Below are 25691 nucleotides of genomic sequence, written 5' to 3'. Positions count from 1 at the left end.
GGTCGACGTAGCACGGCGCAGGGTTACAGTCATCGGCAGGAGTTCACACTTTGCCGAGCATAGACGCCCTCGCCGATCGCTTATCGGCCTACCTCGGCCCCGACCAGGTCAACCTGGTCCGCCGAGCGTATTTCTACGCCGAACAAGCCCACGACGGCCAACGCCGACGTAGCGGTGAGGCGTACGTCACCCATCCCCTTGCGGTGGCAAATATCCTGGCCGACATGCACATGGACCATCAGAGCCTGATGGCCGCGATGCTGCATGACGTGATCGAAGACACCGGCATTGCCAAGGAAGCGCTCAGCGCGCAATTTGGCGAAACCGTGGCCGAACTGGTCGACGGGGTCAGCAAACTGACCCAGATGAACTTCGAGACCAAGGCCGAAGCCCAGGCGGAAAACTTCCAGAAGATGGCCATGGCCATGGCCCGAGACATTCGGGTGATCCTGGTCAAGCTGGCCGACCGGCTGCACAACATGCGCACGCTGGAAGTGCTGTCCGGCGAAAAGCGTCGGCGCATCGCCAAGGAAACCCTGGAAATCTACGCGCCCATCGCCAACCGGCTGGGCATGCACGCTATTCGTATCGAATTCGAAGACCTTGGTTTCAAAGCCATGCACCCGATGCGTTCGGCGCGCATCTACCAGGCGGTCAAACGCGCCCGGGGCAATCGCAAGGAAATCGTCAACAAGATCGAAGAATCCCTGAGCCATTGCCTGGCGATCGACGAGATCGAAGGCGAGGTCAGTGGCCGCCAGAAGCACATCTACGGCATATACAAGAAGATGCGCGGCAAGCGCCGGGCCTTCAACGAGATCATGGATGTGTACGCGTTCCGGATCATCGTCGACAAGGTCGATACCTGCTACCGCGTGCTGGGCGCTGTACATAATTTGTACAAACCCTTGCCGGGCCGCTTCAAGGACTACATCGCGATCCCCAAGGCCAACGGCTATCAGTCGCTGCATACCACGCTGTTCGGTATGCATGGCGTGCCGATCGAGATTCAGATCCGTACCCGCGAAATGGAAGAGATGGCCAACAACGGCATTGCCGCCCATTGGCTGTACAAGTCCAGTGGCGACGAGCAGCCCAAAGGCACCCATGCCCGCGCCCGCCAGTGGGTCAAGGGCGTGCTGGAAATGCAGCAACGTGCCGGCAACTCACTGGAATTCATCGAAAGCGTGAAGATCGACCTGTTCCCGGACGAGGTCTACGTGTTCACGCCCAAGGGCCGGATCATGGAGCTGCCCAAGGGCTCCACGGCGGTCGACTTTGCCTACGCGGTGCACACCGACGTCGGCAACAGCTGCATTGCCTGTCGGATCAATCGTCGTCTCGCGCCGCTGTCCGAGCCCCTGCAAAGCGGCTCCACGGTCGAGATCGTCAGTGCTCCGGGCGCTCGCCCCAACCCGGCATGGCTGAACTTCGTGGTCACCGGCAAGGCCCGTACGCATATTCGCCACGCCCTGAAACTGCAGCGTCGCTCCGAGTCCATCAGCCTGGGCGAGCGCCTGCTGAACAAGGTGCTCAACGGCTTCGACAGCGCCCTGGACAAGATTGCGCAAGAGCGCGTGCAGGCGATGCTTCATGAGTATCGCCAGGAAACCGTCGAAGACCTGCTCGAAGATATCGGCCTGGGCAACCGCATGGCCTACGTGGTCGCCCGTCGCTTGCTTGGCGAAGGCGAACAACTGCCGAGCCCGGAAGGCCCGCTGGCGATTCGCGGCACCGAGGGTCTGGTGCTCAGTTACGCAAAATGTTGCACACCGATTCCGGGCGACCCGATTGTCGGCCACCTGTCCGCAGGCAAGGGCATGGTGGTGCACCTGGACAACTGCCGCAATATCACCGAAATCCGCCACAACCCGGAAAAATGCATCCAGCTCTCGTGGGCCAAGGATGTCACCGGCGAGTTCAACGTCGAGCTGCGGGTGGAGCTGGAACACCAGCGCGGCCTGATCGCCCTGCTGGCCAGCAGCGTCAACGCGGCCGACGGCAATATCGAGAAAATCAGCATGGACGAACGTGATGGTCGCATCAGCGTGGTCCAACTGGTGGTCAGTGTGCACGACCGCGTGCACCTGGCCCGCGTGATCAAGAAACTGCGCGCCTTGACCGGTGTGATCCGCATCACCCGTATGCGTGCATAACCGATCCATTACAAGGAGTCATTCATGACCAAGACAGTTATCACCAGCGATAAAGCCCCAGCCGCCATCGGCACCTACTCCCAGGCGATCAAGGCGGGCAACACCGTCTACATGTCCGGCCAGATTCCGCTGGACCCAAAGACCATGGAACTGGTTGAAGGCTTCGAAGCCCAGACCGTACAAGTCTTCGAAAACCTCAAGTCCGTGGCCGAAGCTGCCGGTGGTTCGTTCAAGGACATCGTCAAGCTGAACATCTTCCTCACCGACCTGAGCCATTTTGCCAAGGTCAACGAGATCATGGGCAAGTACTTCGAACAACCCTACCCAGCCCGCGCCGCCATCGGCGTTGCCGCCCTGCCAAAGGGCGCACAGGTTGAGATGGACGCCATTCTGGTCATCGAGTAAAACACCCGGCGCAGCCCCAAAAGGCTGCGCCGGCTTCGCTTCATAAGGATTTCGTAATGCGCAAAGCGCTTGTAGCCTCTTCGTTGCTCGCACTGTTGCTCGGCGGTTGTGCCAGCAACCCGGCCGATCTGGACGTAAGCGGTACCTGGATCAACCAGGCCGCCATCGACGCGGCAGCCAAGGGCGGCCCTTTGCGTGAAGCCCTGCAATCCTATGGCCCCAACCTTGAGTGGGAGGTCAACACCAAGGCGTTGCAGGCGCGCTACTACAACGGTTTTGAAGTAGCGGAAGGCAAGTTGTCGGGTGAAAAACCCGGCGCGTGGAGCGTGGACTTCTACGGCAGCTCCGCTACCGAACTCAAGCGCAAAGGCAAACAATTGCTGCAAGTGGCCAACGACAATGAGCCAGAGCAGCTGTTCGCCCGCGCCAAAGACCCGGCCCCCGAAGGCGCACCACTGGGTGCCAACTTCGAACGGGCGCTGTATGCGGCCTACATGGGCGGCGACTGGAAGATAACCGACGGCACCGGCAACGGCGCCACAGTGCAGTTCCAGGCTGACGGCAAGATCGCCGGTCTGCCTGGCGTTGACCGTTACTCACTGTGCCTGGCGGGTGATTGCGCCTCCATGAGCGGCGGCTACGACAGCATCTGGCTGCAACTGAACGGCCAGGGCAACCCATGGATCTTCGTACGCAAGGGTGAGCAGCTGGAAATCTTCCAGGCGATCAACACCGCGCAGGCCGATGAAGTGCCTTCGTTTACTCCAGGCCCGCGCCAATGGCTGCTTGAAAAGTAATAACAGCCTCGCCCAAATCCAAATGTGGGAGCTGGCTTGCCTGCGATGACGGTATTACACCCAACAAAGATGTGATTGATATACCGCTATCGCAGGCAAGCCAGCTCCCACATTTTTTGCCGCGCTTCAGCCTTTCAGAATCGCCGCATAGCCTTCCCGGTAAGTCGGGTAAGTCGGCACCCAGCCCAACGCCTTGATACGCGCATTACTGCACTGCTTGCTCCCCGCACGCCGCACACTGGCGTCCTCGGCCCATTCGGTCACACCCAGGTACTCGCGCAACCAGGCCACCACCTCGGCTAGCGGTGCCGGCGCATCGTCAACGCCGATGTAGACCTTGTCCAGCGAACCGCCTTTTTCCACATGCCGCAGCAAGAAGGCGAGCAGGCCCGCGGCGTCATCGGCGTGGATACGATTGCCATACAGCGGCGGATCAACCGCTACGCGGTAGCCTTGACGCACCTGGGTCAGCAGCCATTCACGACCCGGGCCGTAAATCCCAGTCAGCCGCACGATGGTGGCCGGAATACCACTATTGAGCGCCACTTGCTCAGCTTCCAGCATCACCTGCCCGGAATAACCCTTCGCTTGCGTCTCTGACGTTTCGTCGACCCACTCGCCGTTCTGCTGCCCATACACACTGCTGCTGGAGACAAACAGCAAATGCTTGGGCGCCTGGCCGTAGTCGTCCAGCCACTCCAGTACATGCTGCAACCCTTGCACGTAGGCGGCGCGATAGCCGGCCTCGTCGTGGTCGGTGGCAGCGGCGCAGTACACCAGATAATCCACCCCGCCGATCGGCCAGGTGTCCGGGCAATCCTTTTTGAACAGATCGCCGGCAATGCCGATCACGCCGTCGGGCAGGCGTGAAATATCGCGGCGCAGGCCGTGGACCTCCCATTCCGAGGCCAGCAATTGGCTAGCCAGCCGACTACCCACATCACCGCAACCGGCAATCACAACAGAAGGCGCAGACATCATAAAACTCCATTCTCAAAGGCGCAGATTAGCCGCGCGAGTGGATCAACGGCCAGTGAAAAGCGAAATAAAGTAACAGTGCCACTTTAGTTAACAAGAATTACTTGCAATAATAACCACCCATTTGTCCTCGACCCCCCTCGGTCTGGAAGGACGATCACCCATTTTTTCTCTCAGGTCCGGCCAGCATGACATGTAATACAACCCCCGCTTCGCCAACCAAGCCTCACAGCCCATCCCGCGCCTGGCGTGCGATTGCTGCGATGCTGTTCAGCGTCCTGCTGGCACCGACCGCCGCATTCGCTGATGCCACCGCCCCCGCCACTCCGGCGGCTACCGAGCAGAATGCTGCGACCCCGACGACACCTGCCGTTGCTCCAGTGGCTACCGACCCGGCCCAGGCCACGGGCGACGCCGCACCTGCCAACGAAACCGGCGTTGTGCTGGAAGAAGACAACACCCTGGGTATGGCCCATGACCTGTCGCCATGGGGCATGTACCAGAATGCCGACGTAGTGGTGAAGGCTGTGATGATCGGCCTGGCCATCGCCTCGATCATCACCTGGACCATCTGGATTGCCAAAGGCTTCGAGCTGCTGGGCGCCAAGCGTCGTCTGCGCGCTGAAATCGTCCACCTGAAAAAAGCCACTACCCTCAAGGAAGCGAGCGAAACCGCAACCAAAAAGGGCACCCTGGCCAACACCCTGGTGCACGACGCGCTGGAAGAAATGCGCCTGTCGGCCAACACCCGCGAAAAAGAAGGCATCAAGGAACGCGTGGCTTTCCGCCTGGAGCGCCTGGTTGCCGCCTGCGGCCGTAACATGAGCAGCGGCACCGGCGTACTCGCCACCATCGGTTCCACCGCGCCGTTTGTCGGCCTGTTCGGCACCGTATGGGGCATCATGAACAGCTTCATCGGCATCGCCAAAACCCAGACCACCAACCTCGCCGTCGTTGCCCCCGGCATCGCCGAAGCCCTGCTGGCTACTGCCCTGGGCCTGGTTGCCGCGATCCCTGCGGTGGTGATCTACAACGTCTTCGCCCGTTCGATCGCCGGCTACAAGGCTCAGGTATCGGATGCGTCGGCAGAAGTCCTGCTGCTGGTCAGCCGTGACCTCGATCACCTGCCTACCGAGCGCAGCTCGCAACCGCACATGGTGAAAGTGGGGTAATCGGCCATGGGCCTGCATTTGAATCAAGGCGACGACGAACTCGTCGAGAACCACGAAATCAACGTTACGCCGTTTATCGACGTGATGCTGGTGCTGCTGATCATCTTCATGGTGGCTGCACCGTTGGCCACCGTGGACATCAAGGTTGACCTGCCCGCCTCCAGCGCCAAGCCGGCGCCGCGGCCGGAGAAGCCGATTTTCCTCAGCGTCAAGGCGGACCAACGCCTGTTCCTGGGCGAAGAAGAAGTCAAGGCTGAAACCCTGGGGCCGGTGCTCGACGCCAAGACCCAGGGCAAGAAAGACACGACAATCTTCTTCCAGGCCGACAAGGGCGTGGACTACGGCGACCTGATGAGTGTGATGGATGCCCTGCGGGCAGCCGGCTACCTCAAGGTAGGCCTGGTCGGACTTGAGACGGCAGCCAAGAAATGATCACGACGCGCCACAAACTGACGCGTTACGGCACCAGCCTCGCCGTCGTGCTGGGCGTGCATGCCGTCGCGATCATCATCGCGCTCCAATGGTCCGCGCCGCAGGTGATCCAGTTACCGCCTGCCGCGATGGTCATCGACCTGGCGCCGCTGCCAGCGCCACCGCCGCCTCCGGCACCGCCCAAGGTCGTGGCGCCACCGCCGCCGCCAGTTGAGGAGCTGCCGCTGCCGAAATTGGCCGAGGCGCCCAAACCAACGATCCAGGTGCCCAAGCCGGTCAAGCCCAAACCCAAGCCGCAACCGCCCAAGCCAGTGGAGAAGAAGCCCGATCCGCCCAAGGAGAAACCTTCCGAGGAGCCTCCAAGCGAAACGCCGCCGAGCAACGCGCCTGCGCAAAAATCCGCCCAGCCTGCGCCCGGGCCATCGGCACAGCAGCTTGCTGCCCAGGCATCCTGGCAAAGTACCCTGCTGGCGCACCTGCAGAAGTACAAGAAGTACCCGCCGGGCGCCCAGCAACGTGGCAAGGAAGGCATGAACCGCTTGCGTTTCGTGGTCGATGGCGAAGGCAATGTACTGTCCTACGAACTGGAAGGCCGCTCCGGCAACGCCGACCTGGACCGTGCGACCCTGGAGATGATCCGCAAGGCTCAACCCTTGCCCAAACCGCCAGCCGACTTGTTGAAAAACGGCAGTGTCGAACTGGTCGCACCCTTCGTTTACAACATCGATAAACGTCGCCGCTAGCAGAGCAATGTGGGAGGGGCTCGCACCCTCCCGCATCGTCTTTCACCGCGACAACAATTTCCGACATTCCCCACTCAATCCCCAGCAAAGTTCTGATAACGTGCGTCTATCGATTGCAGCCGGTATGCTTGGCCCGCAACTTCATGGACGCCCGCTATGACTCTTACAGAATTACGCTACATCGTGACCCTCGCCCAAGAACAGCACTTCGGCCATGCCGCCGAGCGTTGCCACGTCAGCCAGCCGACGCTGTCGGTGGGCGTGAAAAAGCTTGAAGACGAACTCGGTGTGCTGATTTTCGAGCGCAGCAAGAGCGCCGTGCGCCTCACCCCAGTGGGCGAAGGCATCGTTGCCCAGGCCCAGAAGGTCCTGGAGCAGGCGCAAAGCATTCGCGAGCTGGCCCAGGCCGGCAAGAACCAGCTGACCGCACCGCTCAAAGTCGGCGCGATCTACACTGTCGGCCCTTACCTGTTCCCGCACCTGATCCCGCAACTGCACCGCGTCGCGCCGCAGATGCCGCTGTATATCGAAGAAAACTTCACTCACGTGCTGCGCGACAAACTGCGCAACGGCGAGTTGGACGCGATCATCATCGCCCTGCCGTTCAACGAGGCGGACGTGCTGACCCTGCCGCTCTACGACGAGCCGTTCTACGTGCTGATGCCGGCCTCGCACCCGTGGACCAAAAAGGACACCATCGATGCCGGCCTGCTCAACGACAAGAGCCTGCTGCTGCTCGGCGAAGGCCACTGCTTCCGCGACCAGGTACTGGAAGCCTGCCCGACCCTGACCAAGGGCAACGACGGCGCCAAGCACACCACGGTGGAATCCAGCTCCCTGGAAACCATTCGCCATATGGTCGCTTCCGGCCTGGGTATTTCGATCCTGCCGCTGTCAGCGGTGGACAGCCATCACTACGCTCAAGGCGTGATCGAAGTTCGCCCACTCACGCCTCCGGTGCCGTTCCGTACCGTGGCGATCGCCTGGCGCGCCAGCTTCCCACGCCCCAAGGCAATTGAGATCCTCGCCGACTCGATTCGCCTGTGTTCGGTGGCCAAGCCGCCCGCTGCGAGCTAAGCAACCGTATGACTGAGCTGTCGCAGGTGTCGGTGACGGCACTCAAGGGTGTCGGTGACGCCATGGCCGAGAAGTTGGCCAAGGTCGGCCTGGAAAACCTCCAGGACGTGCTGTTCCACTTGCCCCTGCGTTATCAGGACCGCACCCGCGTCGTGCCCATCGGCCATTTGCGCCCAGGCCAGGATGCGGTGGTCGAAGGCACTGTCAGCGGCGCTGACGTGGTGATGGGCAAGCGCCGCAGCCTGGTGGTGCGCCTGCAGGATGGTACTGGCGGCTTGAGCCTGCGCTTCTACCATTTCAGCAACGCGCAGAAAGAAGGCCTCAAGCGTGGCACCCGTGTGCGCTGCTACGGTGAGGCACGTCCCGGTGCATCGGGCCTGGAGATCTACCACCCGGAATACCGCGCCATCACCGGCGACGAACCGCCACCGGTGGACACCACCCTCACGCCGATCTACCCGCTGACCGAGGGCCTGACCCAGCAACGCCTGCGCCAACTGTGCATGCAAACCCTGACCATGCTCGGCCCGCAAAGCCTGCCCGACTGGCTGCCCCTGGAGCTGGCCCGCGACTATCAACTGGCGCCCCTGGCCGATGCGATCCGCTACCTGCATCACCCGCCCGCCGATGCCGATGTGGACGAGCTCGCCCTCGGCCATCACTGGGCCCAGCATCGCCTGGCCTTCGAAGAGCTGTTGACCCACCAACTGTCCCAGCAGCGCCTGCGTGAAAGCATGCGTTCCCTGCGTGCGCCGGCGATGCCCAAGGCTACGCGGCTGCCCGCGCAATACCTGGCCAACCTCGGCTTTGCGCCGACCGGAGCACAGCAGCGCGTGGGCAATGAGATCGCCTACGACCTCAGCCAGCAAGAACCCATGCTGCGCCTGATCCAGGGCGACGTGGGCGCAGGCAAAACCGTGGTCGCCGCCCTCGCCGCCTTGCAAGCACTGGAGGCGGGTTACCAAGTCGCGCTGATGGCGCCGACAGAAATTCTCGCCGAACAACACTTCATCACCTTCAAGCGCTGGCTCGAGCCGCTGGGCCTGGAAGTGGCGTGGCTGGCCGGCAAGCTCAAAGGCAAGAACCGTGCGAGCGCCCTGGAGCAAATCGCTGCCGGCGCGCCGATGGTGGTGGGCACCCATGCGCTGTTCCAGGACGAAGTGCAGTTCAAGAACCTCGCGCTGGTGATCATCGACGAGCAGCATCGCTTCGGCGTGCAACAGCGCCTGGCCCTGCGCCAGAAAGGCGTGGGCGGGCGCATGAACCCGCACCAGTTGATCATGACCGCCACCCCGATCCCGCGCACCCTGGCCATGAGCGCCTACGCCGATCTCGACACCTCGATCCTCGATGAATTGCCGCCCGGGCGTACGCCGGTCAACACCGTGCTGGTCACCGACACCCGGCGCGTGGAGGTGATCGAGCGCGTGCGCGGCGCCTGCGCCGAAGGCCGGCAGGCGTACTGGGTCTGTACCTTGATTGAAGAGTCCGAAGAGCTGACCTGCCAAGCCGCCGAAACCACTTACGAAGACCTCACCAGCGCCCTGGGCGAACTCAAGGTCGGGCTGATCCATGGCCGCATGAAACCGGCAGAGAAAGCCGCAGTGATGGCCGAGTTCAAGGCCGGCAACCTGCAATTGCTGGTGGCTACCACGGTGATCGAAGTGGGCGTGGACGTGCCCAACGCCAGCCTGATGATCATCGAAAACCCCGAACGCCTGGGCCTGGCGCAACTGCACCAATTGCGCGGCCGGGTCGGCCGGGGCAGCGCTGCCAGCCATTGCGTGCTGTTGTATCACCCGCCGCTGTCGCAGATCGGCCGCCAGCGCCTGGGCATCATGCGCGAAACCAACGACGGGTTTGTCATCGCCGAAAAAGACCTCGAACTGCGCGGCCCGGGTGAAATGCTCGGCACACGCCAGACCGGTCTGCTGCAATTCAAGGTCGCTGACCTGATGCGTGACGCCGACTTGTTGCCTGCTGTGCGCGACGCCGCGCAAGCCTTGTTGGAACGCTGGCCCGAACATGTCAGCCCGCTGCTGGATCGCTGGCTGCGGCACGGGCAGCAATACGGCCAAGTGTGACGCCCGACGCACTTATCCGACCATCACCCGTATCAAGCTGGTTATACTCCAATGACTGTAAGAAATTGGATCAGGCCATGTCAGAAGTTGCCCTCGCCACAGCCCCACTGACCGCCCCGCCGGTCATTCGGGCGCTGCTCGCAAAGCTCGCCGTCCCCTACACGGAAGTCGCCGAACACGCGGGCCTGAACCCTGCGCGAAAGGTCCAGGCGGTGTTGCTTGAGGATGCGGTCGGTGCACTCATGGTGCTGTTCCCTCAAAGCCAGTTGCTTGACCTCAACCGCCTCACCGAACTCACTGGTCGCCGTCTCACGGCCGTAGCCCCGGAGCGGGTCGAGCGTATGCTTGGCAAGCATGACCTGAGCCTGCTGCCTGGGCTGCCGCCGCTCACTAGTTCACCTTGCCTGTATGAAGGCAGCCTGCTCAACGAGCCGAGCCTGCTGGTGCATTCGGGCGAAGCCGGGTTGTTGCTGGAAATCCCCAGTGACGCCTTCAAGAGCCTGCTCACCAAGGCCAGTGCCGCCCAGTTCGGCGAGCCATTGAGCAACATTCGCCCGAACCTGGACCGCCCCAATGATGACCGCGAGGAAATCACCCAGGCGATGCAGGCGTTCACCGCCCGCCGCATTCAGCAACGCCTGGAAGCGACCATCGAGATTCCACCGCTGGCCGACACGGCGCAAAAGATCATCAAGCTGCGCGTAGATCCCAACGCCACCATCGATGACATCACCGGCGTGGTAGAAACCGACCCGGCGCTGGCCGCCCAGGTGGTGAGTTGGGCCGCGTCGCCCTACTACGCCTCGCCGGGCAAGATCCGTTCAGTCGAAGACGCCATCGTGCGCGTACTGGGCTTCGATCTGGTGATCAACCTGGCGCTCGGCCTGGCACTGGGCAAAACCCTGAGCCTGCCCAAAGACCGTCCGCATCAGTCCACCCCGTACTGGCATCAGTCGATCTACACCGCTGCCGTGATCGAGGGGCTGACCCGCGCCATGCCCCGTGCCCAGCGCCCGGAAGCCGGCCTGACCTACCTGGCCGGGCTGTTGCACAACTTCGGCTACCTGCTGCTGGCCCATGTGTTCCCACCGCATTTCTCGCTGATCTGCCGACACCTGGAGGTCAACCCGCACCTGTGCCACAGCTATGTCGAGCAACATTTGCTGGGGATCAGCCGCGAACAGATTGGTGCGTGGCTGATGCGCTACTGGGACATGCCGGACGAACTGTCCACAGCCCTGCGCTTTCAGCACGATCCGACCTATGACGGGCAATATGCCGAGTATCCGAACTTGGTGTGTCTGGCGGTGCGATTGTTGCGTAGCCGGGGGATTGGATCGGGGCCAGATGAGGCGATTCCGGATGCGTTGCTGGAGCGTTTGGGCTTGAGCCGGGAAAAAGCTGAGGAAGTGGTCGCCAAGGTGTTGGATGCCGAGGTGCTGTTGCGCGAGTTGGCATCGCAGTTCAGCCAGGGCTAAATCTTTCACCTGATAAACCGCTATCGCAGGCAAGCCAGCTCCCACAGTTGACCGAGTTCCAGCGTTGGAACGCAGCCAGACTGTGGGAGCGGGCTTGCCTGCGATGAATCCAACTCGGTATACCTGAAAACCCTACTTCTTTTTCTTCGGCTTCAAATACTTGGTCAGCCCTTGAAACCAGATCACCAGCGCCGGGTTGCCCTTGATCTGAATCGACTTGTCCTGAATCCCCGTCATGAACGCCAGTTGCTTGTTCTTCGCCTGCATCGTGGCAAAACCGTAGGCGGCATCCTTGAAAGCAATCGCAAAGGCAGGCTCAGGGTGAACACCTGAACGGCTGGTGATGCGCTGGTCTTTGACAATGAAGTGACGGGCAACCTTGCCGTCGAGGGTCTGCAGCTGGAAGGCCAGGTCTTTGTCACCCAGTTGCTGCTGGAAGGCGGGATTGGTGCGGCTGGCTTTGCCCATCATCAGGCCAAGCACCCACAGAAGAAGACGAAATTTCATGCACACGGCCTCGGTGTATTTATTGGAGTGGCCGCAGCAGTGTAACGATTTGCAAATAGAACGCCACCGATCTTGCGCTTTAGGCGCAGATCGGCTGGCGTTTAACGCTTATAGCAACAAGTGCTTAGACGTTAGGGCAAGGTACCGGCGCCCAGTCAACCAGGTTCGGGTTGGTGCAGTTGAGCTTGAGCTGGGAATCACCCGCGTTGGCTACCTGCTTGCTTTCAGCTTGCTTGGCCTGGGCCGTTTGCAAGGTCTTCTCGGTGGTGACCGCTTCTTTCGGCACGGTTGGCAGCACCGGCTTTTTCGGTGGCTTGGTGCCCGCGCCTTTCTTCTTGGTCGGCGTCACGACAGGCGCCGCATCGGCCTGGGCCACGGTGACCACGTCGGCACGCTGCACGCCGACTTGCTGCAGATCTTTTTCGTAAGCCTGAGTGTAGTTGTTCAGGTCTTCGCTGGCTTTGCCGTTGACTGCGACGATCAGGTCATTGGATTCCTTCAAGCCCGAGACGATTTCCGCCAGGCGCTTGCGGCCTTCGGTATCGTTGACGGTCTTGGCCTTGCGGTCGGCCACAAGCTTGGTGAACGCACTCTGGTAGCACTGCTGCGACGCCTTGGCGTAGGCGGTGCTGCGGTCGATGTCGGAGACGCTTTTATTCACGTCAGCGGCATAGGAGGCGATGCGCTGGTTGTCATCGGCGATCTGCTTCTGACGTTCGGTGTAGTAACCCGCCGCGCCGCCGGCCAGGGCGCCACCGGCAGCACCGATGGCGGCATTACGGCCACGTTTTTCCTTGTCGCCGGTCAGCGCGCCCAACAACGCACCGCCGGCCGCGCCGATGGCGGCACCGGTCACCACCGACTTGGTCATGTTCGAGTCGGTGGCACGCAGGTGCTGCACCGGCTCGTAGCAGTTGGGGTAGTACTCGACCTTGGTGCTCGACGCGACCTTGGACGCAGGCGACGTAGCGCAACCGGTCAACACGGTGCTGAAACCGGCCGCGATCAGCAGCAGGTGACGCTTGGAAACCGACTTACGGGAAAAAAGCATAGATGTGATCTCTGTTAAGTTTGACTTGCCCAGCACGGCCCACCGCCGCCTGAGTCCCTTCCAAGCTCGCTAGACAGCCAACGATCAAGACCGCTGACCGCTCGCTGCGAGCAATTCCTTCAAGATCGTTGCCGGGTCGGCCCGCTGTTGCTTGCGGTAGTTGCCGACATGGCGAACGAACAGTGTCGCGCGCGTCACCAGGCTTTTGCCGAGCACTGGCTTGCGATCCAACTCTTCCTTGACCCGTTGAAACTGCGCCTGGATCACCGCATCGGTGTAGCGCGTGCCGGTGGCCAGGTTGTCGATATAAATCGCCACCGCGCCGTCGAGGGCGCTGCGTCCATTGGCAATGGCGGTGGCGAACAGCTGCGCGCTGGCTTCGTCCTTGCTGTCGACGGCCTGCTGGCGACTCTTCTGCAGGTTGGCCAGGCGAATGTTGTAGTTGCTGATGGTCTCGGCCACCAACGCCGCCGACTGGATCAGGTTGCCCGCGGCCTCTTCGCGCTGCTGGGCGATCAGCGAAACGTTGCGCTTGAGCTCTTCGTTGACAAGACCCAGCTCGGCCTGCAGCTTGGGGTCGACGCTGGCGGCGATGATGCTGTCCAGGCGCTTGGTCGGGTCCTGGGCGTCGTCGATGGCGTCGGTCAGCGCAGCGAGGCGGCCTTCCTTCTGCCATTGGGCAAACAACTCCTTGTAGCGCGAACGCGGCGCCGACAACGCGCCGATCGCCACGCGAAAGCCGGTGGTCTCGTTGCTTTGCTCGGTGCCATCGGCTGCAAACAATGGGTATTCGCGGCGCATACCGGTAAACAAGGTGCCCTCGCCTTCCAGATAATTGCCGCCCTTGACCACAAAGCCGCCATAGGTGCCCTGGCGTCGGCCGGCATGTACCAGCTGGAACGATTCCTGGACCATTTCCGCAGCGTTGCCGATCACGTCGAACAGGCCGATGGGGTTGGGCAATTTGGTGCCGATGGGCATCAGCCGTGCCGCCTGACCGGTGCCGCCGGCGACCTGGTTGAACACCGCGTAATCAGCCAGCGGGCCATCGCTTTCGCTGCCCTCGGCGCGCCGTGGATACAAGCGGCTTTCCAGGTCCTGACGGCTCACCGCCTGGCCGCCGCGTGCGGCGTATTCCCACTCAACCTCGGTAGGCAGGCGCACAAAGCCCAGGCCGCCGTCTTCGGCTGACGAACCGCGCCCGCTCACCGGCAACAACTCGCGGTGGTACTTCATCAGCCAGGCGCTGTACACCGCCGAAAAACGCTCGGCTTCAAAACGCGACAGCTTCACCTTGGGCAACCGCCCGGCCATGCCGGTGGGCGCGTCACACGCCGGTGCCGGTTCACCGCTGGCCAGGGACTGCGCCTGGCCCATCACCTGGGCATATTGGCGTGCAGTCACTTCGTACTTGCCGATGAAGTACAGCATGGGCTTGAGTGGGGTCTTGGCGTCGGTCTTGGGCATCAGCGGCGCGATGACCTTGTTCCAGGCCTTGGGCAAGTCCTTGAGGGTGAACTGGCCGTTGATGAAGTCGCGGCGATAACCGGAAATAAACGACTGCTGGTAACCGGCCTCGCCTTCGGCAAAGGGGTAGCCGAGGCTGACTTCGCGGTCATCCAGGGTGCCCTGGGCCAGCACGTAGGCATAGCGGAACACCATGTTGCCTTCGCACGGCAGCGGCAAGCTCACGTCATCCGGCAACGGTTTGGGGTTGTCGAGCTTGTCGCTTGCCTCATCCGCCCAGGCCAGCGAGGCCAGGCTCAGCGCCACGCAGGCGCCCAGTAACTTATACATCTCTGATTCCTTCAGAAGCCTGGATACGCGCCACCCGCCACCCCCCACAGGCCGCCGCCACGGCGCTGACGCCGAGCACGGCAGCCAGGGCCAGGCCGTAGTGACGCGCCAACAGATGGCTGGCGTACTCGCCCGGCACCTGCACGAAGAGTTGATTCAAACCCGCTTCAGCCAGGCCATAAAGCCCGACACTGAGCAAGCCCGCAAAACCGGCGCTGTACAGCGCCTGCAACAGCACAAACAGCAACAGCGCGCCGGTGGAAAACCCCAGCAGGCGCAACACTGACAATTCCCGCCGCTTGCGCGCGACCGCCGCCAACGCGCCGGCGAATATCGCCGCAAAGGCTCCGGCCAGGGCCAACCCGGCGATGATCCAGAATACAATCGACAGGTTGCGGCTCAACGACTGCACTTGGGCGATAGTGTGCGCCTGGGTCGACACCAGCAGGTTCTGCCCGGCGAAATACACGCGCAGCGGTTCCACATCACTGAGGCTGCGCGCATACAGGCGAAACGCCGGATAGATACGCTGTTCGCTCACGCCCGCCACCTCGCCGTCCCAATGCAACGCCGGCACCGCACGGCCATCGCGATAATCTTCCGCCGCTTCCAGCAACGCTAAATCAGTCAACAGTCCATCACGGGCAAAGGCTTCCAACGGCAACACCGCCAGCACTTGCAACCGCGTGCGCTGGGCCTCGACGCGCCCCGCCACTTGCCGCGCAAAGCTGGTTTCCAGCCAGTCACCGGGCCTTGCCGCAAGCTTTTCGGCAGCGGTATGGCTGAGCACAATCTGATCCAAACCGTGAGGCATCGGTAAGCCTGCCAACAACGGATCACCCGCTGCGGTTGGCAACATTTCCAGGGTCAGCGCGCCCACTTGGGCCGTTGCTGCAATCTGCCGTGTGCGCGGCAAAGCAAACGCCACATCGCTGCGCTGCCCCAACTGCTCGATAAACGCTGCGCTGAATCGGCCACCGCCCAACGGGATAATTTCACGGGTAGCCGGATCGGTCTCCAAGCGTTCGGTCAAACTGCTAACCAGTCCAAATTTCAGGCCGAATAACACCAGCAATGGCGCGATAACCGCTACCAGCGCCAGCACCGAACAGGCTGACAGCCAACCGTCGTTGCGATAGTCCTGCCAGGCGAGTGAGGCAAGCAGACCGATGCGCATCAGCACGCCTCCCCGAGGGTTGCGGTGACGCCGCCGTCAGCATCGCGACGGCAACCGATACGCCGCACCTGCAAGCCACTGGCGCGGGCCAGGGGTTCGTCATGGGTGGCGATCACACAGGCCGCCCGCTGTTCACGGGCCCGGGCCAGCAGCGCCTGCATCACCCGCTCGGCGTTGAGCGGGTCGAGGGAAGCGGTCGGCTCATCCGCCAGCACCAGTTGCGGCGCATGGGCCAGGGCGCGGGCGCAACTCACGCGCTGGCGCTGGCCCACCGACAACGCCGCCGGGCGCTTGGCCAACTGATCGCTGACCTGCAACTGCTCGGCCAGACGCGCCACGCTGCCGTCGTCCTTCAAGCCCAGCAATTGCCGGGACAAAGCGATATTGCCGCGCACATCCAGAAACCCCAGCAGCCCACCGGTTTGCGGTACATAGCCCAAGTGCTGGCTGCGCAACGCGGCCAGGGCGGATTGCCGGTCGGCACGCCACAGCGCGCCGATGTCCTGCTGGTTGAACGCAAACTGCCCGACCTGATCCGGCGCCAATACCAGCGCCAGCAGATCCAGCAACGTGCTTTTGCCGCAACCACTGGGGCCGACAATCGCCAGTTGTTCGCCCGCTTGCAGGTGCAACGCCGGAATCACCAGGCTGTAGCGCTGGCTACCAACGCCCCGGCTCTTGTGCACTGCGCTCAGGTTCAACATTACGGCAGCGTCGACAGCGGCACGCGGTACAACGCATCACCCGGTTCAGCATCGCCGAAACGGACCCAGTTGGCCACGTCGTTATGGAAGGTTTCATACAGGCGGATTTTCGAATCCAACTCGTCGATAAAGTCTTCCTGCTCGGCCACGCTCAACGACAACCACAAATCCTGGGTCATGTTCAGCGACTTGCTGCGGTACGGCAGGCCCTCCAGGTATTCACCGAGCAGACCGCCGTCGGCCAGGTTACCGCCCTTGCGCAGGGCTTGGGGGTCTCGGCTCATGTAGGCCGAGGCGCTGGCGATTTCCTGGAAGAAATCCTTGGGCGAGCTTTGGGTTTTGCGCGCCGCATCCACGATCAACTTCAGCGACTGTTGCAGGTCATTGAGTTGCAGCTTGGTCAGCATCACGCACACCTGGAACGCTGGCAGCGCCGGGTTGGTCAGGTCGCGGTCGGCGGTCCAGGCGCTGACCAGTTGCGGCGCCTGGCTGGCGGTTTTGCGCCCGAGGAAGTCCATGTGCATGGCATAGCCGACCGCGGTGGATTTGTCCGCCAGGCTTGGCGCCGAACCGAGCAGCGGCACCGGTTGCGGCGTGTTGTTGCGCACCTGATGCACCAGGTCGGCGAACACTGTACCGATCTCATCGACGCGCTCACCCAGCTTGCGCACATCGCCTCCCGGCACTGGCGTGTACAGGTCACCGATCTGCGGGTTGGCGTCGGCGGTAAGGATGCGGTACTGGCTCTCGGCACCGGCGTGGGTTTTCTTGCCGACATCGGTGCGCAGATGCAGTGCGTAGATCTTGATCTGCTTGCCGAGTGCGGCCTGTCGCACTTCGGCTTCGTTCATCTGGGTAGCGGCGAACGGGTCGTTCTTGCGCAGCGCACCCGCGTCGGTGACCAGCAGGATGATGCGCCCGCCATAGCCCGACCAGTCCATGCCATCCACCGCCTGCATCACCCCGGCAAACGCATCTTCGTTGAAGGAATGGCTGGAGACGGTTGAGGCTTTGACCTGGCGCGCCATATCGAGGAAGCGCTGCGGATCGCGCCCCTGGTCGAGGCTGATCAGGGTCTTGGCGACGTACTCAAGGCCAGGGGTTTTCTTGATGCTGCTGCGAAAGCCGACCAGGCCGAAGCTGACGCTGTCCAGTTCGCCGCGCTCGGCGATACGGGTTTGCAACTCGTGTACCACGTCGCGGATCTGGTCGATGTAGGGCTGCATCGACACCGTGGTATCCACCACCAGCACCACGGCGGTGCGGAATGCATCGGCATTGGCGCTGAGTGTCGGGGTCGCCGGTGTGGCAGCCGCGCTGCGGCCTGGGTCGATAGAGGCCACGTTGAGCAACTGCACCGGCTGGCCGTTTTCATCGAAGCTCTCTTTTGAGTCGAAAATCGGCAACAGGTAGAACTGGTTTTGCGGCACCGCGCTGGCGGCCGGCTCAAGGGCCAGGACTTGCTGGTTGTCCTCAGGGTTACTCTGCGCCTTGGTCAGCACGCTTTTCGCGGCGGCAGGATCGGCCAACAGTTTCTCCACCTCGCCGGATTGGCGCAGGAACATCACGGGCGCACGCCCCGAGCGCTCGGTGAACTTGAGCACCAGGCTTTGTTTCCAGTCGCTGACCTGGGCGGCCGGCAACCAACCGTCGCTGCGTCCATCGGTGGCGGCGCCCACGCGTACCCACGGGCTGCCATCCACTTCCTTGCGCTGGTACACGTAGAGCACGGAAAACGCCGGCAACGCTTTACCCGGCGCGCTGCCCGCGTCTGCTGAAAGCTGGGCGCCGGGCTTGCTGAGTACGCGCTGGAACAGGGTCTTCTTGCCCGCCATCAGCAACGGACGTTGACCGCCATCCACTGCAGCGACAGCCACCGGTGGCATCACCGTGGGCACCACGGCGGCTGGCGGCTGAGCCGGTTCATCGCTGCCACTCAACCACCAGTAGCTGGCGCCACCAATGGCCAACGCGACGGCGACCGCCACGGCGGCCAAGGCCAATACCGGACCACGGCGCTGCTCGGAGGGCGCACTGTGCTGGGTCGGCGTGACCACCGGTTGGCGCACTATTGGCTGCGGCTGCGGTTTATCAGTCGGAATGTCGATGGTGACAGGGGTCATGCCCGCCAGATCAAAGCTCAGAGGAATCGGCAGCGGCCGTACCAGCGTGGCGTCCGATTCATCCGCCGGTAGTTGATCCAGCGCCAACAACAACGCTGCCGCATCCGGATAACGCTGCGCCGGGTCTTTGGCCAACAACTTGCGCAGCACACCCTGGTAACGCCCGTGATGCACAGGCAATTCCGGCAACGGCTCAGTCAGGTGCGCCAGCGCAGTGGAAAGCGCATCGGTGCCGCTGTAGGGCAGCTTGCCGACGAGGATTTCGTACAGCACCACACCGAGTGCGTAGAGATCGGCGCGCCCGTCGATCTCCTGGCCCCGCGCCTGCTCCGGGCTCATGTAGCTTGGCGTGCCCACGGCAAACCCGGCCTGGGTGAATTGGGTGCGGTCGTCCAGCGACTTGGCGATACCAAAGTCGGAAAGTACTGCAGTGCCATCGGCGCGGAACAGAATATTCGCCGGCTTGACGTCGCGATGCACCAACCCCTGGGCATGGGCATAACCCAGCGCCGAGGCGATCTGGCGGATCAGCGTCACCCCCTGCTCCGGCGTCAGGCCGGCAGCGATGCGCTCCTTGAGCGTGCCGTTGGGCAGGTATTCCATGGCCATGTAATACAGCTCACCGACGTTGCCGATGTCATGGATGGTCACCGTGTGCGGGTGCGAAAGGCGCGCCAGGGTCTTGCCCTCACGCAGGAAGCGCTCGCAGAAACTCGGATCGGCTGCCAGCGCCGCGGCCATCACCTTCAACGCTACCTTGCGCTCCAGCGACCGCTGGGTCGCCAGGTACACGCTGGCCATGGCGCCTTCGCCGATCTCGCCTTCGATGTCATAACCTGGAATGACAATGTTCATGACGAGACCTTCACGACGAGGGTGGTGATGTTGTCCGGTGCGCCGCGATTGAGCCCCAGGTGCACCAGGCTGCGCACGATTTCGTCCGGTGCGTCATGGCTGAGCACGTCGCGGATTTCGCGGTCTTCGACGGTCTTGTTCAGGCCGTCGCTGCACAACAGGTAGCTGTCGCCGGGAGCGATCAACAGTTCAACCGACGCCACGTCCAGTTGCGCTTCCACGCCGACAGCGCGGGTGACGATATTGGAGCGCGGATGGGTGCGGGCGTCAGCTTCGCTGAGCAAGCCGCTGTCTTGCAGGTCCTGCACGTAGCTGTGGTCGCGGGAGATGCTTTCCAGCACGCCGTCACGCAGGCGATACAAGCGACTGTCGCCGGCCCACAGGCACACACCGCGCAAGCCGCGGGCGGCGAATACCACCACCGTACTGCCCATCATGGTCACGCCACGGTTGGCGGTTTCTTCGCGTACAGCGGTGTTGATGCGCAGCAGATCATTGCGCAGCGCCGCGGTGTATTCGTCGAGGGAGCGGCCCAGCGGTACATGGCGCAGGCTGTCGACGATCAAGCTGCTGACATAGTCCCCCGCGGCGTGCCCGCCCATGCCATCGGCCACCACCCACAGGCGGTTTTCCGGCAGGTCCAGAAAGGCATCTTCGTTGACTTGGCGAACCATGCCCACATGGCTTTTGCTCGCGGATTTGTACGTCGCGCCCATCTACACCACACCTTCTTGTCCGAGCAAAAACTGCGCAAAGTCATCGGCGGCAGGCAAGCCCTGGCACCGTAATAAACCAGGTGAAATACGTTGCGAACCACGGCCCCACCACAGGCTCGCGCCCTCGCACGCCTGTTCGGCCAGTGCGGTCATGCGCTGATGGGGCACCGTAGCGGCCACGCGCTGCAGGCCGGCGAAACGGCTGTCGACCGCACGCGGCTCACTCGCCGGAAAGCCCAGGGCGTCGAGACCCGCGTTGAAACTTTCGAAGGTAGCGCCACTGTCCAGGGTGCTGAGCAACAGCTCTTCGGCCTGCTCGAACCAGGTGTCCGGCCCGCCCACCAGGGAGGCGGGGTTGGTGTCGTGATCCAGCAAGGTGACCACGGCCAGCGGAAAATACCGCCCGACCCGATCAATGCTCGGCATCACCACGCCCGCCGCGGCATCGGGCCCGCATACGCCTGGCGCCAGTACGAAGCGCCACAACGGGCTGACCAGATACACGTTGAGCCAGTCACCGCCCAGGCTGTTCTGGCTGGCGAGCAAACCCGCCGCCAGCCAGCTGTCCCACGGGCCGATAAAACTCTGGGGCAAGGCGCGGCTGACAAAGTCCCCGCGACTGGCCAACTTGCCGTAGAAACCCACAGTCGTCATAGCCGCTCCGGCAGGCTGAAACCGCTGAGCACGCGGCTTCTGAACGGGTTGAAGGCACTGTTGGCGCGCAGCTCGTAGGCGATGCTCGCACCATCAACCCGCAGGCGCAGGTTGAAGCGGTCCGGCGAGTTGCCCGCGGTGAGATCCGATTGCTCCAGCAGACGGAACCAGGCCCACGGACCGTCCAGCGTGATACCGGAGCGACCACTGGCCGACGGCGGCATGATGGAAATACGCACCACGCCGATGCTGCCAGGGTTCGGCCATTGCATCGCTACCGGGCGGCTCGGGCCGTGGTCGTAGCTCAACTGCTGGCCATCCAGATCAAGCAGAAACTGGGTGATGGTCGGGTCCATCGACACCGGCTTGAGCTCGAAACGCACGATAGGCTGGGTGCCCCCGGACCTGAAGAACGCATCGCGAATTGTCGCCGCCCGCTGGAAGGTTTGCAGCACGCCCGGGGCAATCCCCAGCTTCTGCGCCGCGCCCGGTTGCCAGCGCCAGGTCTGTGCCGATGTATCCACATAGGGCTGCAAGTATTTGCGGAAGTAGTTATCCATTACCCCGCCCACGCCGAAGAACTGGCCGAAGTCATCCAGGGTGGCGTCCCGCGCACTGCCCGGCGACATCGGGTAGCGACCGGCCAACGACTGGCGATACACGTTGACCACTTCGCTGACCCAGGCCGCGTTCAGCTGGTTACGCACCCCGCCCATCATGCTGTTGGTGGTGGAATTGACCACCGACTTGACCATGCCCTGCACCAGCGGCGGCTGGCGCTCGGCATTCAGGCTGACCCGCGTGGCCGCAGCCGCCGCCTGGTTCTTGGCCTCACCGAGCAAGGCATCGCCGCTGGCACCGACCATGGCGCTGACCTGCACATACAGCGCATTCATGTCCGACAGCAGGCCGTCGATGGCCGCCGGTTCGCCTTCGTTTTTGCTGACGATGCTGTTGAGTTCGGCAAAGTGCGCGGTCACCGGATCCTCCGACGCCGCCGGGGCATTCGCCGTCGGTTGCTCCTGGCCAAGCAAGCTGCCAAGGCGCTCCTTGAGCTTGTCGACGCCACCTTCCACCGGTACACCCTTGGCAGCCAACTGGCGCTCTTCGGCTTGCAGATCGGTTTCCCTGGCGACCGCCACCAGCAGCTTTTTCAGCGGCGAGGTCGGGCCGGAAATCACCCGCAGCACGTCGGCGGCCTGGGCCACGCTGGTGATCGGCACAAAGTCGATGTCGGCGAGCAGCGCATCCCACTGGCGCTGGTAGTCCTGGAAGTACAAACGACGCACATCCGCGGCCAGACTCACCACGTTCTGCTGATCGGCCTGCTCGTGGCCCAGCACCCATTGTTCCTCGGCCAGGGTGCCGGTCTGGTTCAGGCTGCTCAGCAAGAACGCCTGACGATAGCCCTTGGCAGTGAAGAAACCACTCAACGGCTCACCCAACGGCTTGCCGCTTTTGCGGCTGAACACCAGCGCGGCGTCACGCCCAGCGGCTTCGTTGAGACGAAAGTCCGGGATGCCTTCGGGCAGTTTCTGGCGCTTGACCCGGTCATACACGCGCTGGGCCACCGGCAGTTGCTGCAACTGGCGTCGCAGGTCATCGATCAGGCGCGGGTCCAGGCGGGCGCTCGGCGGGTGCCGCTCGAACAGCGCTTGCAGGTGCCCGGCCAGCGCCTGACGCTGATCGGCCGGCAGGTCGCGGGGCAGATTGCGGTCCCAGTCCAGGGCGATCCAGGCCTTGATAAAGTCCGGATCGTAATGCTCGGTGTCGGCGAGCATCAGGTAGGCCTTGAGGCCCTCGTAGAGAAAGTCGGAGTTACCGCCGCCGTGCAGTTGCTCTTCGATGCGCGTCACCAAGCGTGGCGCGAACACGGCGATCAACAGCTTGCGGTAGACGCTGGCGGACTCGGCTTCGAGCATATCGCCTTGATACAGCCCAAGCCCTTCGGACCAGCTTGGCGAATCCCCCGCGAGGTTCTTCACCGCGTTCAGCAGTGGTAGCACCGCGAGCACTTCTCGTTGTGCCGGGCTCAGGTTCTGCACGGTCTGGCCCAGGGGCGCAACTTTCTGATCGACCTGGGCGATATACGCCTGGTTGGCGCGATAACTCACCCACCACAGGCTGCTGACCACCACGACCAGCGCTACGGTGGCCGCCAGCACACCACGTGCAATCCACTTGCGGCGCCGTTCGATTTTCGGGTTCACCCCCACCAAGCCACGCTCGGCGAAAGCCACTGCGGTGAAGAGTTTTTCGATGAAGTAACTGCGCCCGGTGCCGCTCTGGCGCGCCAGGTGCTGGCGGTCCAGGTTCATGCTCTGGGCCATGGCGCCGATCAGGCGGTCAATCGGGCTGCCTTCCTGGGTGCCGCTGGTGAAATACACGCCACGCAGCAACACGCGCTCTTCAAAGGCGTTGGGCTTGAACACACCTTCAAGGAAGCTTTGCAGACAGTCCTTCAACGCGCCGAACTGCTGCGGGAAACCGTAGATCAGGTCGCGGCGTGCCGGGTCGCGCTCCTGTTGCAGACGCTCGACCAGGCGTTCGTTGAGGCGCTGCTCCAGCCCGGCGAATTCGCTTTGCAGGTGCGCCAACGGGCTGTCGCTATTTTTGCCGTCGTCCAGGGCAAAGGTCATGCCCCACACCTGGGCGCGCTCTTCCTTGCTCAGGTTGTCGAAGAACTCCATGAAGCCCGGCACCAGGTCGAGCTTGGTCAGCATCAGGTAGATGGGGAAACGCACGCCCAACTGGGTGTACAGCTCCTGGATACGCAGGCGAATCGCGGCGGCATGGGCGGCGCGCTCGGCGTCTGTACCCAGCAGCAAATCCGACAGGCTGATGGCGATAAACGCACCATCGATGGGTCGGCGCGAACGTTGCTTTTTCAGCAGGTCAAGAAAGCCCAGCCACGCGGCTTTATCCACCGTCGAGTTGCTGTCCTGGGTGGTGTAGCGGCCCGCGGTGTCAAGCAAAACGGCCTGATCGGTAAACCACCAGTCGCAGTTACGCGTACCACCGACGCCGCGCACGGCACCGGCGCCCAACTGCGCCGCCAGCGGAAAGTGCAATCCGGAATTGACCAGTGCGGTGGTCTTGCCCGAACCCGGCGGGCCAATGATCACGTACCACGGCAGCTCGTAAAGGTTGCGGCGTTCGTCACCGCCCAGCTTGGCTTTTTTCAGCAGCGTCAGGGCTTCGTCCATGCGCTGGCGCAGGGTCGACAACTCTTCGGCAGTGGCAACACTGTTGGGATCAGCCGGGGTTTCGGCGGCCAGGCTGCGCATCACTTCGGCAGCCTGGCGGCGGGCCTGGATGATGCGGAACACGCGGTAGGCAAGCCACAGCGCAAATACCAGGATGATCAACGCCCAGCGTCGCCCCTCGGGCATCAACACGTCGAGCAACGGCCCGACAAACCAGATGATCAGGCTCAGAGCAATCAGGCCCAGAACGGGGATCACCCAGCGAATCATGAAACTGAAAAACGCCTTCACTCGACGCCCTCCGCCAGTACGGTGATTTCAACCCGACGATTGCGGGCACGGCCTTCGGCAGTCCCGTTGCTCGCCAGCGGCTCGGTGTCGCTACGGCCTTCGGCGCTGAAGCGATCAGCCTGGCCGGTCTTGGCCGCGAGGATCTCCAGCACCGACTTGGCCCGGGCTTCGGACAGCGCCCAGTTCGACGGGAAGCGCAGCGTGGCGATCGGGCGGTTGTCGCTATGGCCGGTGACACGCACCTGGCCCTTGACCTTGCGAATGGCATCAGCGATGCGCAGCATCAGCGGCTGGTAAGCATCGACAATGCTGGAGCTGGCGGAGGCGAACAGCTCATCGCCACGAATGGTCACCACCGAACGGTCAACCTTGTCTTCCACGGCCACGCGACCGGCCTTGATGTCTTCGGCCAGGAAGCCGGCCAGGCGCGGCCGCTCGATCACTTTTGGCTGCGCCATCGGACGGTCGATGGCCTGCACCGGGATCTCGCCCAGGGCATGGATATTCTTGAACACCGGCTCGGCGTCCGAGGCCAGTTTCATGCGCAGGCCAAACAGCAACGCCAGCAGCAGCGCCACGCCGATCGCCACGGCGATCCACGGTGGCATGAACTGCGCCAGGCGATCACGGGCCACGGTCACGCCGCGCCAGTGCGGCGACAGCTCACGCTCGTGTTCACCACGGGCACTGCGAATCGCTGCGGCGGTGCGCTCGCGCAAGGCTTCCAATTGGCTGCGACCGTCGGTCATCACGCGGTAGCGGCCTTCGAAACCCAGGCACATGCACAGGTACAACAGCTCCAACAGGTACAGGCGTTCCCGTGGGCTTTGCAGGCAGTGGTCGAGCAACTGGAAGACCTTTTCACCGCCCCAGGCTTCGTTGTGCACGGTGATCAGCAGGCTTTGCTTGCCCCAATCACTGGTGCTGCCCCACGGCGTGCTCAACACCGCTTCATCCAGGGCGGTGCACAGCGCGTAACGGGCCAGCAGCACTTCGTTGCGCGCCACACCAGCCGCTTCGGCGCGTTCTTCGAACTGACGCAGATAGGCCAACAACTGCGCCCGCAGGCTGGCTGGCGCCGGGTGGGCGATGGTGTTGCGCAGCCGCGTCAGCAACGCCAGTAAAGGGCCGGCGGCGCTTTCCAGCGGGTTGAGGCCCTGGCTTTTGCCGGTGAGGATCGGCGCAGCCGGCATCGACAGCGGCGTCGGTTCTGCGCGTGCAGGCTCCGGCGCTCGGCCACCCGGGCGCGGCATGAACTGGGTGCGGTCATCATCATTGGGGTGCATCG

Annotated in this window: 20 protein-coding genes; 9 read left to right on the top strand and 11 right to left on the bottom strand. The window is 63.0% G+C overall.

Features of this window, described 5'->3' with window-relative positions; all coding sequences use genetic code 11:
- Window positions 1-50 precede the first annotated feature (50 nt).
- From spoT to JH25_RS12215, 3 genes are read left to right on the top strand one after another with little or no spacing between them, the layout of a single operon-like run.
- A complete protein-coding gene (spoT, locus tag JH25_RS12205; RefSeq protein ID WP_032878715.1) occupies window positions 51-2156 on the top strand; it encodes a bifunctional GTP diphosphokinase/guanosine-3',5'-bis pyrophosphate 3'-pyrophosphohydrolase in 2106 nt (701 codons plus the stop codon).
- A gap of 24 nt (window positions 2157-2180) precedes the next feature.
- Window positions 2181-2561 carry a RidA family protein gene (locus tag JH25_RS12210; RefSeq protein WP_003176922.1) on the top strand — a complete coding sequence of 127 codons (381 nt, stop codon included), beginning with the start codon at window positions 2181-2183 and terminating at the stop codon, window positions 2559-2561.
- Between the two features lie 56 nt (window positions 2562-2617).
- Complete coding sequence (locus JH25_RS12215) at window positions 2618-3358, top strand: hypothetical protein (RefSeq protein WP_032878714.1); 741 nt, start codon at window positions 2618-2620, stop codon at window positions 3356-3358.
- Window positions 3359-3484: 126 nt separating this feature from the next.
- Here the strand turns inward: JH25_RS12215 and JH25_RS12220 are convergent, their stop codons facing one another.
- A complete protein-coding gene (locus tag JH25_RS12220; RefSeq protein ID WP_032878713.1) occupies window positions 3485-4336 on the bottom strand; it encodes an SDR family oxidoreductase in 852 nt (283 codons plus the stop codon).
- Window positions 4337-4524: 188 nt separating this feature from the next.
- Between JH25_RS12220 and exbB the strand changes: the two genes are divergently transcribed.
- The 6 genes from exbB (at window position 4525) to JH25_RS12250 (ending at window position 11322) form a co-directional block, all read left to right on the top strand.
- Window positions 4525-5508, top strand: a complete 984-nt coding sequence (gene exbB, locus JH25_RS12225; protein ID WP_032878712.1) for a tonB-system energizer ExbB — start codon at window positions 4525-4527, stop codon at window positions 5506-5508.
- A gap of 6 nt (window positions 5509-5514) precedes the next feature.
- Complete coding sequence (gene exbD, locus JH25_RS12230; protein ID WP_003195519.1) at window positions 5515-5940, top strand: TonB system transport protein ExbD; 426 nt, start codon at window positions 5515-5517, stop codon at window positions 5938-5940.
- Window positions 5937-6683: an energy transducer TonB family protein gene (locus JH25_RS12235; RefSeq protein WP_005792493.1), complete on the top strand. Its 747-nt coding sequence runs from the start codon at window positions 5937-5939 to the stop codon at window positions 6681-6683. Before exbD ends, JH25_RS12235 begins: the two co-directional genes overlap by 4 nt.
- A gap of 156 nt (window positions 6684-6839) precedes the next feature.
- Complete coding sequence (locus tag JH25_RS12240; protein WP_032878710.1) at window positions 6840-7760, top strand: hydrogen peroxide-inducible genes activator; 921 nt, start codon at window positions 6840-6842, stop codon at window positions 7758-7760.
- A gap of 8 nt (window positions 7761-7768) precedes the next feature.
- Entirely contained in the window at window positions 7769-9844 is a 2076-nt protein-coding gene (gene recG, locus JH25_RS12245) for an ATP-dependent DNA helicase RecG (RefSeq protein WP_032881178.1), read from the top strand.
- A 77-nt stretch (window positions 9845-9921) separates the two neighbouring features.
- Complete coding sequence (locus tag JH25_RS12250; RefSeq protein ID WP_005792496.1) at window positions 9922-11322, top strand: aminoacyl-tRNA deacylase and HDOD domain-containing protein; 1401 nt, start codon at window positions 9922-9924, stop codon at window positions 11320-11322.
- Window positions 11323-11454: 132 nt separating this feature from the next.
- On the opposite strand, the gene JH25_RS12255 is transcribed toward JH25_RS12250, so the two are convergent.
- The 10 genes from JH25_RS12255 to JH25_RS12300 all read right to left on the bottom strand — a co-directional run bounded on the left by JH25_RS12255 (window position 11455) and on the right by JH25_RS12300 (window position 25689).
- Window positions 11455-11829 (bottom strand): hypothetical protein, encoded by a 375-nt coding sequence (locus JH25_RS12255; RefSeq protein ID WP_032803751.1) that lies wholly within the window; start codon window positions 11827-11829, stop codon window positions 11455-11457.
- A 124-nt stretch (window positions 11830-11953) separates the two neighbouring features.
- Window positions 11954-12880, bottom strand: a complete 927-nt coding sequence (gene tagQ / locus JH25_RS12260; protein ID WP_032878708.1) for a type VI secretion system-associated lipoprotein TagQ — start codon at window positions 12878-12880, stop codon at window positions 11954-11956.
- An 84-nt stretch (window positions 12881-12964) separates the two neighbouring features.
- Complete coding sequence (locus JH25_RS12265; RefSeq protein WP_032878707.1) at window positions 12965-14677, bottom strand: formylglycine-generating enzyme family protein; 1713 nt, start codon at window positions 14675-14677, stop codon at window positions 12965-12967.
- Window positions 14670-15854, bottom strand: coding sequence for a hypothetical protein (locus tag JH25_RS12270; protein WP_005792500.1), 1185 nt, complete (start codon window positions 15852-15854; stop codon window positions 14670-14672). Before JH25_RS12270 ends, JH25_RS12265 begins: the two co-directional genes overlap by 8 nt.
- Complete coding sequence (locus tag JH25_RS12275; RefSeq protein WP_032878706.1) at window positions 15854-16558, bottom strand: ABC transporter ATP-binding protein; 705 nt, start codon at window positions 16556-16558, stop codon at window positions 15854-15856. The genes JH25_RS12270 and JH25_RS12275 overlap by 1 nt, the downstream gene beginning before the upstream one ends.
- Window positions 16558-19536, bottom strand: a complete 2979-nt coding sequence (locus JH25_RS12280; RefSeq protein ID WP_032878704.1) for a serine/threonine-protein kinase — start codon at window positions 19534-19536, stop codon at window positions 16558-16560. Before JH25_RS12280 ends, JH25_RS12275 begins: the two co-directional genes overlap by 1 nt.
- Window positions 19533-20252, bottom strand: a complete 720-nt coding sequence (locus JH25_RS12285) for a PP2C family protein-serine/threonine phosphatase (RefSeq protein WP_005792503.1) — start codon at window positions 20250-20252, stop codon at window positions 19533-19535. Before JH25_RS12285 ends, JH25_RS12280 begins: the two co-directional genes overlap by 4 nt.
- On the bottom strand, window positions 20253-20906 hold the full coding sequence (tagF, locus tag JH25_RS12290; protein ID WP_032878702.1) for a type VI secretion system-associated protein TagF: 654 nt from the start codon (window positions 20904-20906) through the stop codon (window positions 20253-20255).
- Window positions 20903-24403, bottom strand: a complete 3501-nt coding sequence (gene tssM, locus JH25_RS12295) for a type VI secretion system membrane subunit TssM (RefSeq protein WP_032878700.1) — start codon at window positions 24401-24403, stop codon at window positions 20903-20905. Before tssM ends, tagF begins: the two co-directional genes overlap by 4 nt.
- Window positions 24400-25689, bottom strand: coding sequence for a DotU family type VI secretion system protein (locus JH25_RS12300; RefSeq protein ID WP_032878697.1), 1290 nt, complete (start codon window positions 25687-25689; stop codon window positions 24400-24402). Before JH25_RS12300 ends, tssM begins: the two co-directional genes overlap by 4 nt.
- Between the last annotated feature and the right edge of the window lie 2 nt (window positions 25690-25691).

The organism is Pseudomonas sp. BRG-100 (assembly GCF_000737955.1).
Lineage (GTDB): Bacteria > Pseudomonadota > Gammaproteobacteria > Pseudomonadales > Pseudomonadaceae > Aquipseudomonas > Aquipseudomonas synxantha_A.
Note: the sequence above shows the minus strand (reverse complement) of the source record. Positions and strands in the feature narration are given on the sequence as shown.

Excerpts from the sequence above, each read along its gene's own strand:
- tagQ (WP_032878708.1), bottom strand. The coding sequence starts at position 12,880 with ATGCTTTTTTCCCGTAAGTCGGTTTCCAAGCGTCACCTGCTGCTGATC.
- JH25_RS12250 (WP_005792496.1), top strand. The coding sequence starts at position 9,922 with ATGTCAGAAGTTGCCCTCGCCACAGCCCCACTGACCGCCCCGCCGGTC.
- exbD (WP_003195519.1), top strand. The coding sequence starts at position 5,515 with ATGGGCCTGCATTTGAATCAAGGCGACGACGAACTCGTCGAGAACCAC.
- JH25_RS12285 (WP_005792503.1), bottom strand. The coding sequence starts at position 20,252 with ATGGGCGCGACGTACAAATCCGCGAGCAAAAGCCATGTGGGCATGGTT.
- tagF (WP_032878702.1), bottom strand. The coding sequence starts at position 20,906 with ATGACGACTGTGGGTTTCTACGGCAAGTTGGCCAGTCGCGGGGACTTT.
- JH25_RS12240 (WP_032878710.1), top strand. The coding sequence starts at position 6,840 with ATGACTCTTACAGAATTACGCTACATCGTGACCCTCGCCCAAGAACAG.
- JH25_RS12215 (WP_032878714.1), top strand. The coding sequence starts at position 2,618 with ATGCGCAAAGCGCTTGTAGCCTCTTCGTTGCTCGCACTGTTGCTCGGC.
- JH25_RS12220 (WP_032878713.1), bottom strand. The coding sequence starts at position 4,336 with ATGTCTGCGCCTTCTGTTGTGATTGCCGGTTGCGGTGATGTGGGTAGT.
- JH25_RS12270 (WP_005792500.1), bottom strand. The coding sequence starts at position 15,854 with ATGCGCATCGGTCTGCTTGCCTCACTCGCCTGGCAGGACTATCGCAAC.
- recG (WP_032881178.1), top strand. The coding sequence starts at position 7,769 with ATGACTGAGCTGTCGCAGGTGTCGGTGACGGCACTCAAGGGTGTCGGT.
- JH25_RS12210 (WP_003176922.1), top strand. The coding sequence starts at position 2,181 with ATGACCAAGACAGTTATCACCAGCGATAAAGCCCCAGCCGCCATCGGC.
- JH25_RS12265 (WP_032878707.1), bottom strand. The coding sequence starts at position 14,677 with ATGTATAAGTTACTGGGCGCCTGCGTGGCGCTGAGCCTGGCCTCGCTG.
- JH25_RS12235 (WP_005792493.1), top strand. The coding sequence starts at position 5,937 with ATGATCACGACGCGCCACAAACTGACGCGTTACGGCACCAGCCTCGCC.
- exbB (WP_032878712.1), top strand. The coding sequence starts at position 4,525 with ATGACATGTAATACAACCCCCGCTTCGCCAACCAAGCCTCACAGCCCA.
- JH25_RS12280 (WP_032878704.1), bottom strand. The coding sequence starts at position 19,536 with ATGAACATTGTCATTCCAGGTTATGACATCGAAGGCGAGATCGGCGAA.
- JH25_RS12275 (WP_032878706.1), bottom strand. The coding sequence starts at position 16,558 with ATGTTGAACCTGAGCGCAGTGCACAAGAGCCGGGGCGTTGGTAGCCAG.
- JH25_RS12255 (WP_032803751.1), bottom strand. The coding sequence starts at position 11,829 with ATGAAATTTCGTCTTCTTCTGTGGGTGCTTGGCCTGATGATGGGCAAA.
- JH25_RS12300 (WP_032878697.1), bottom strand. The coding sequence starts at position 25,689 with ATGCACCCCAATGATGATGACCGCACCCAGTTCATGCCGCGCCCGGGT.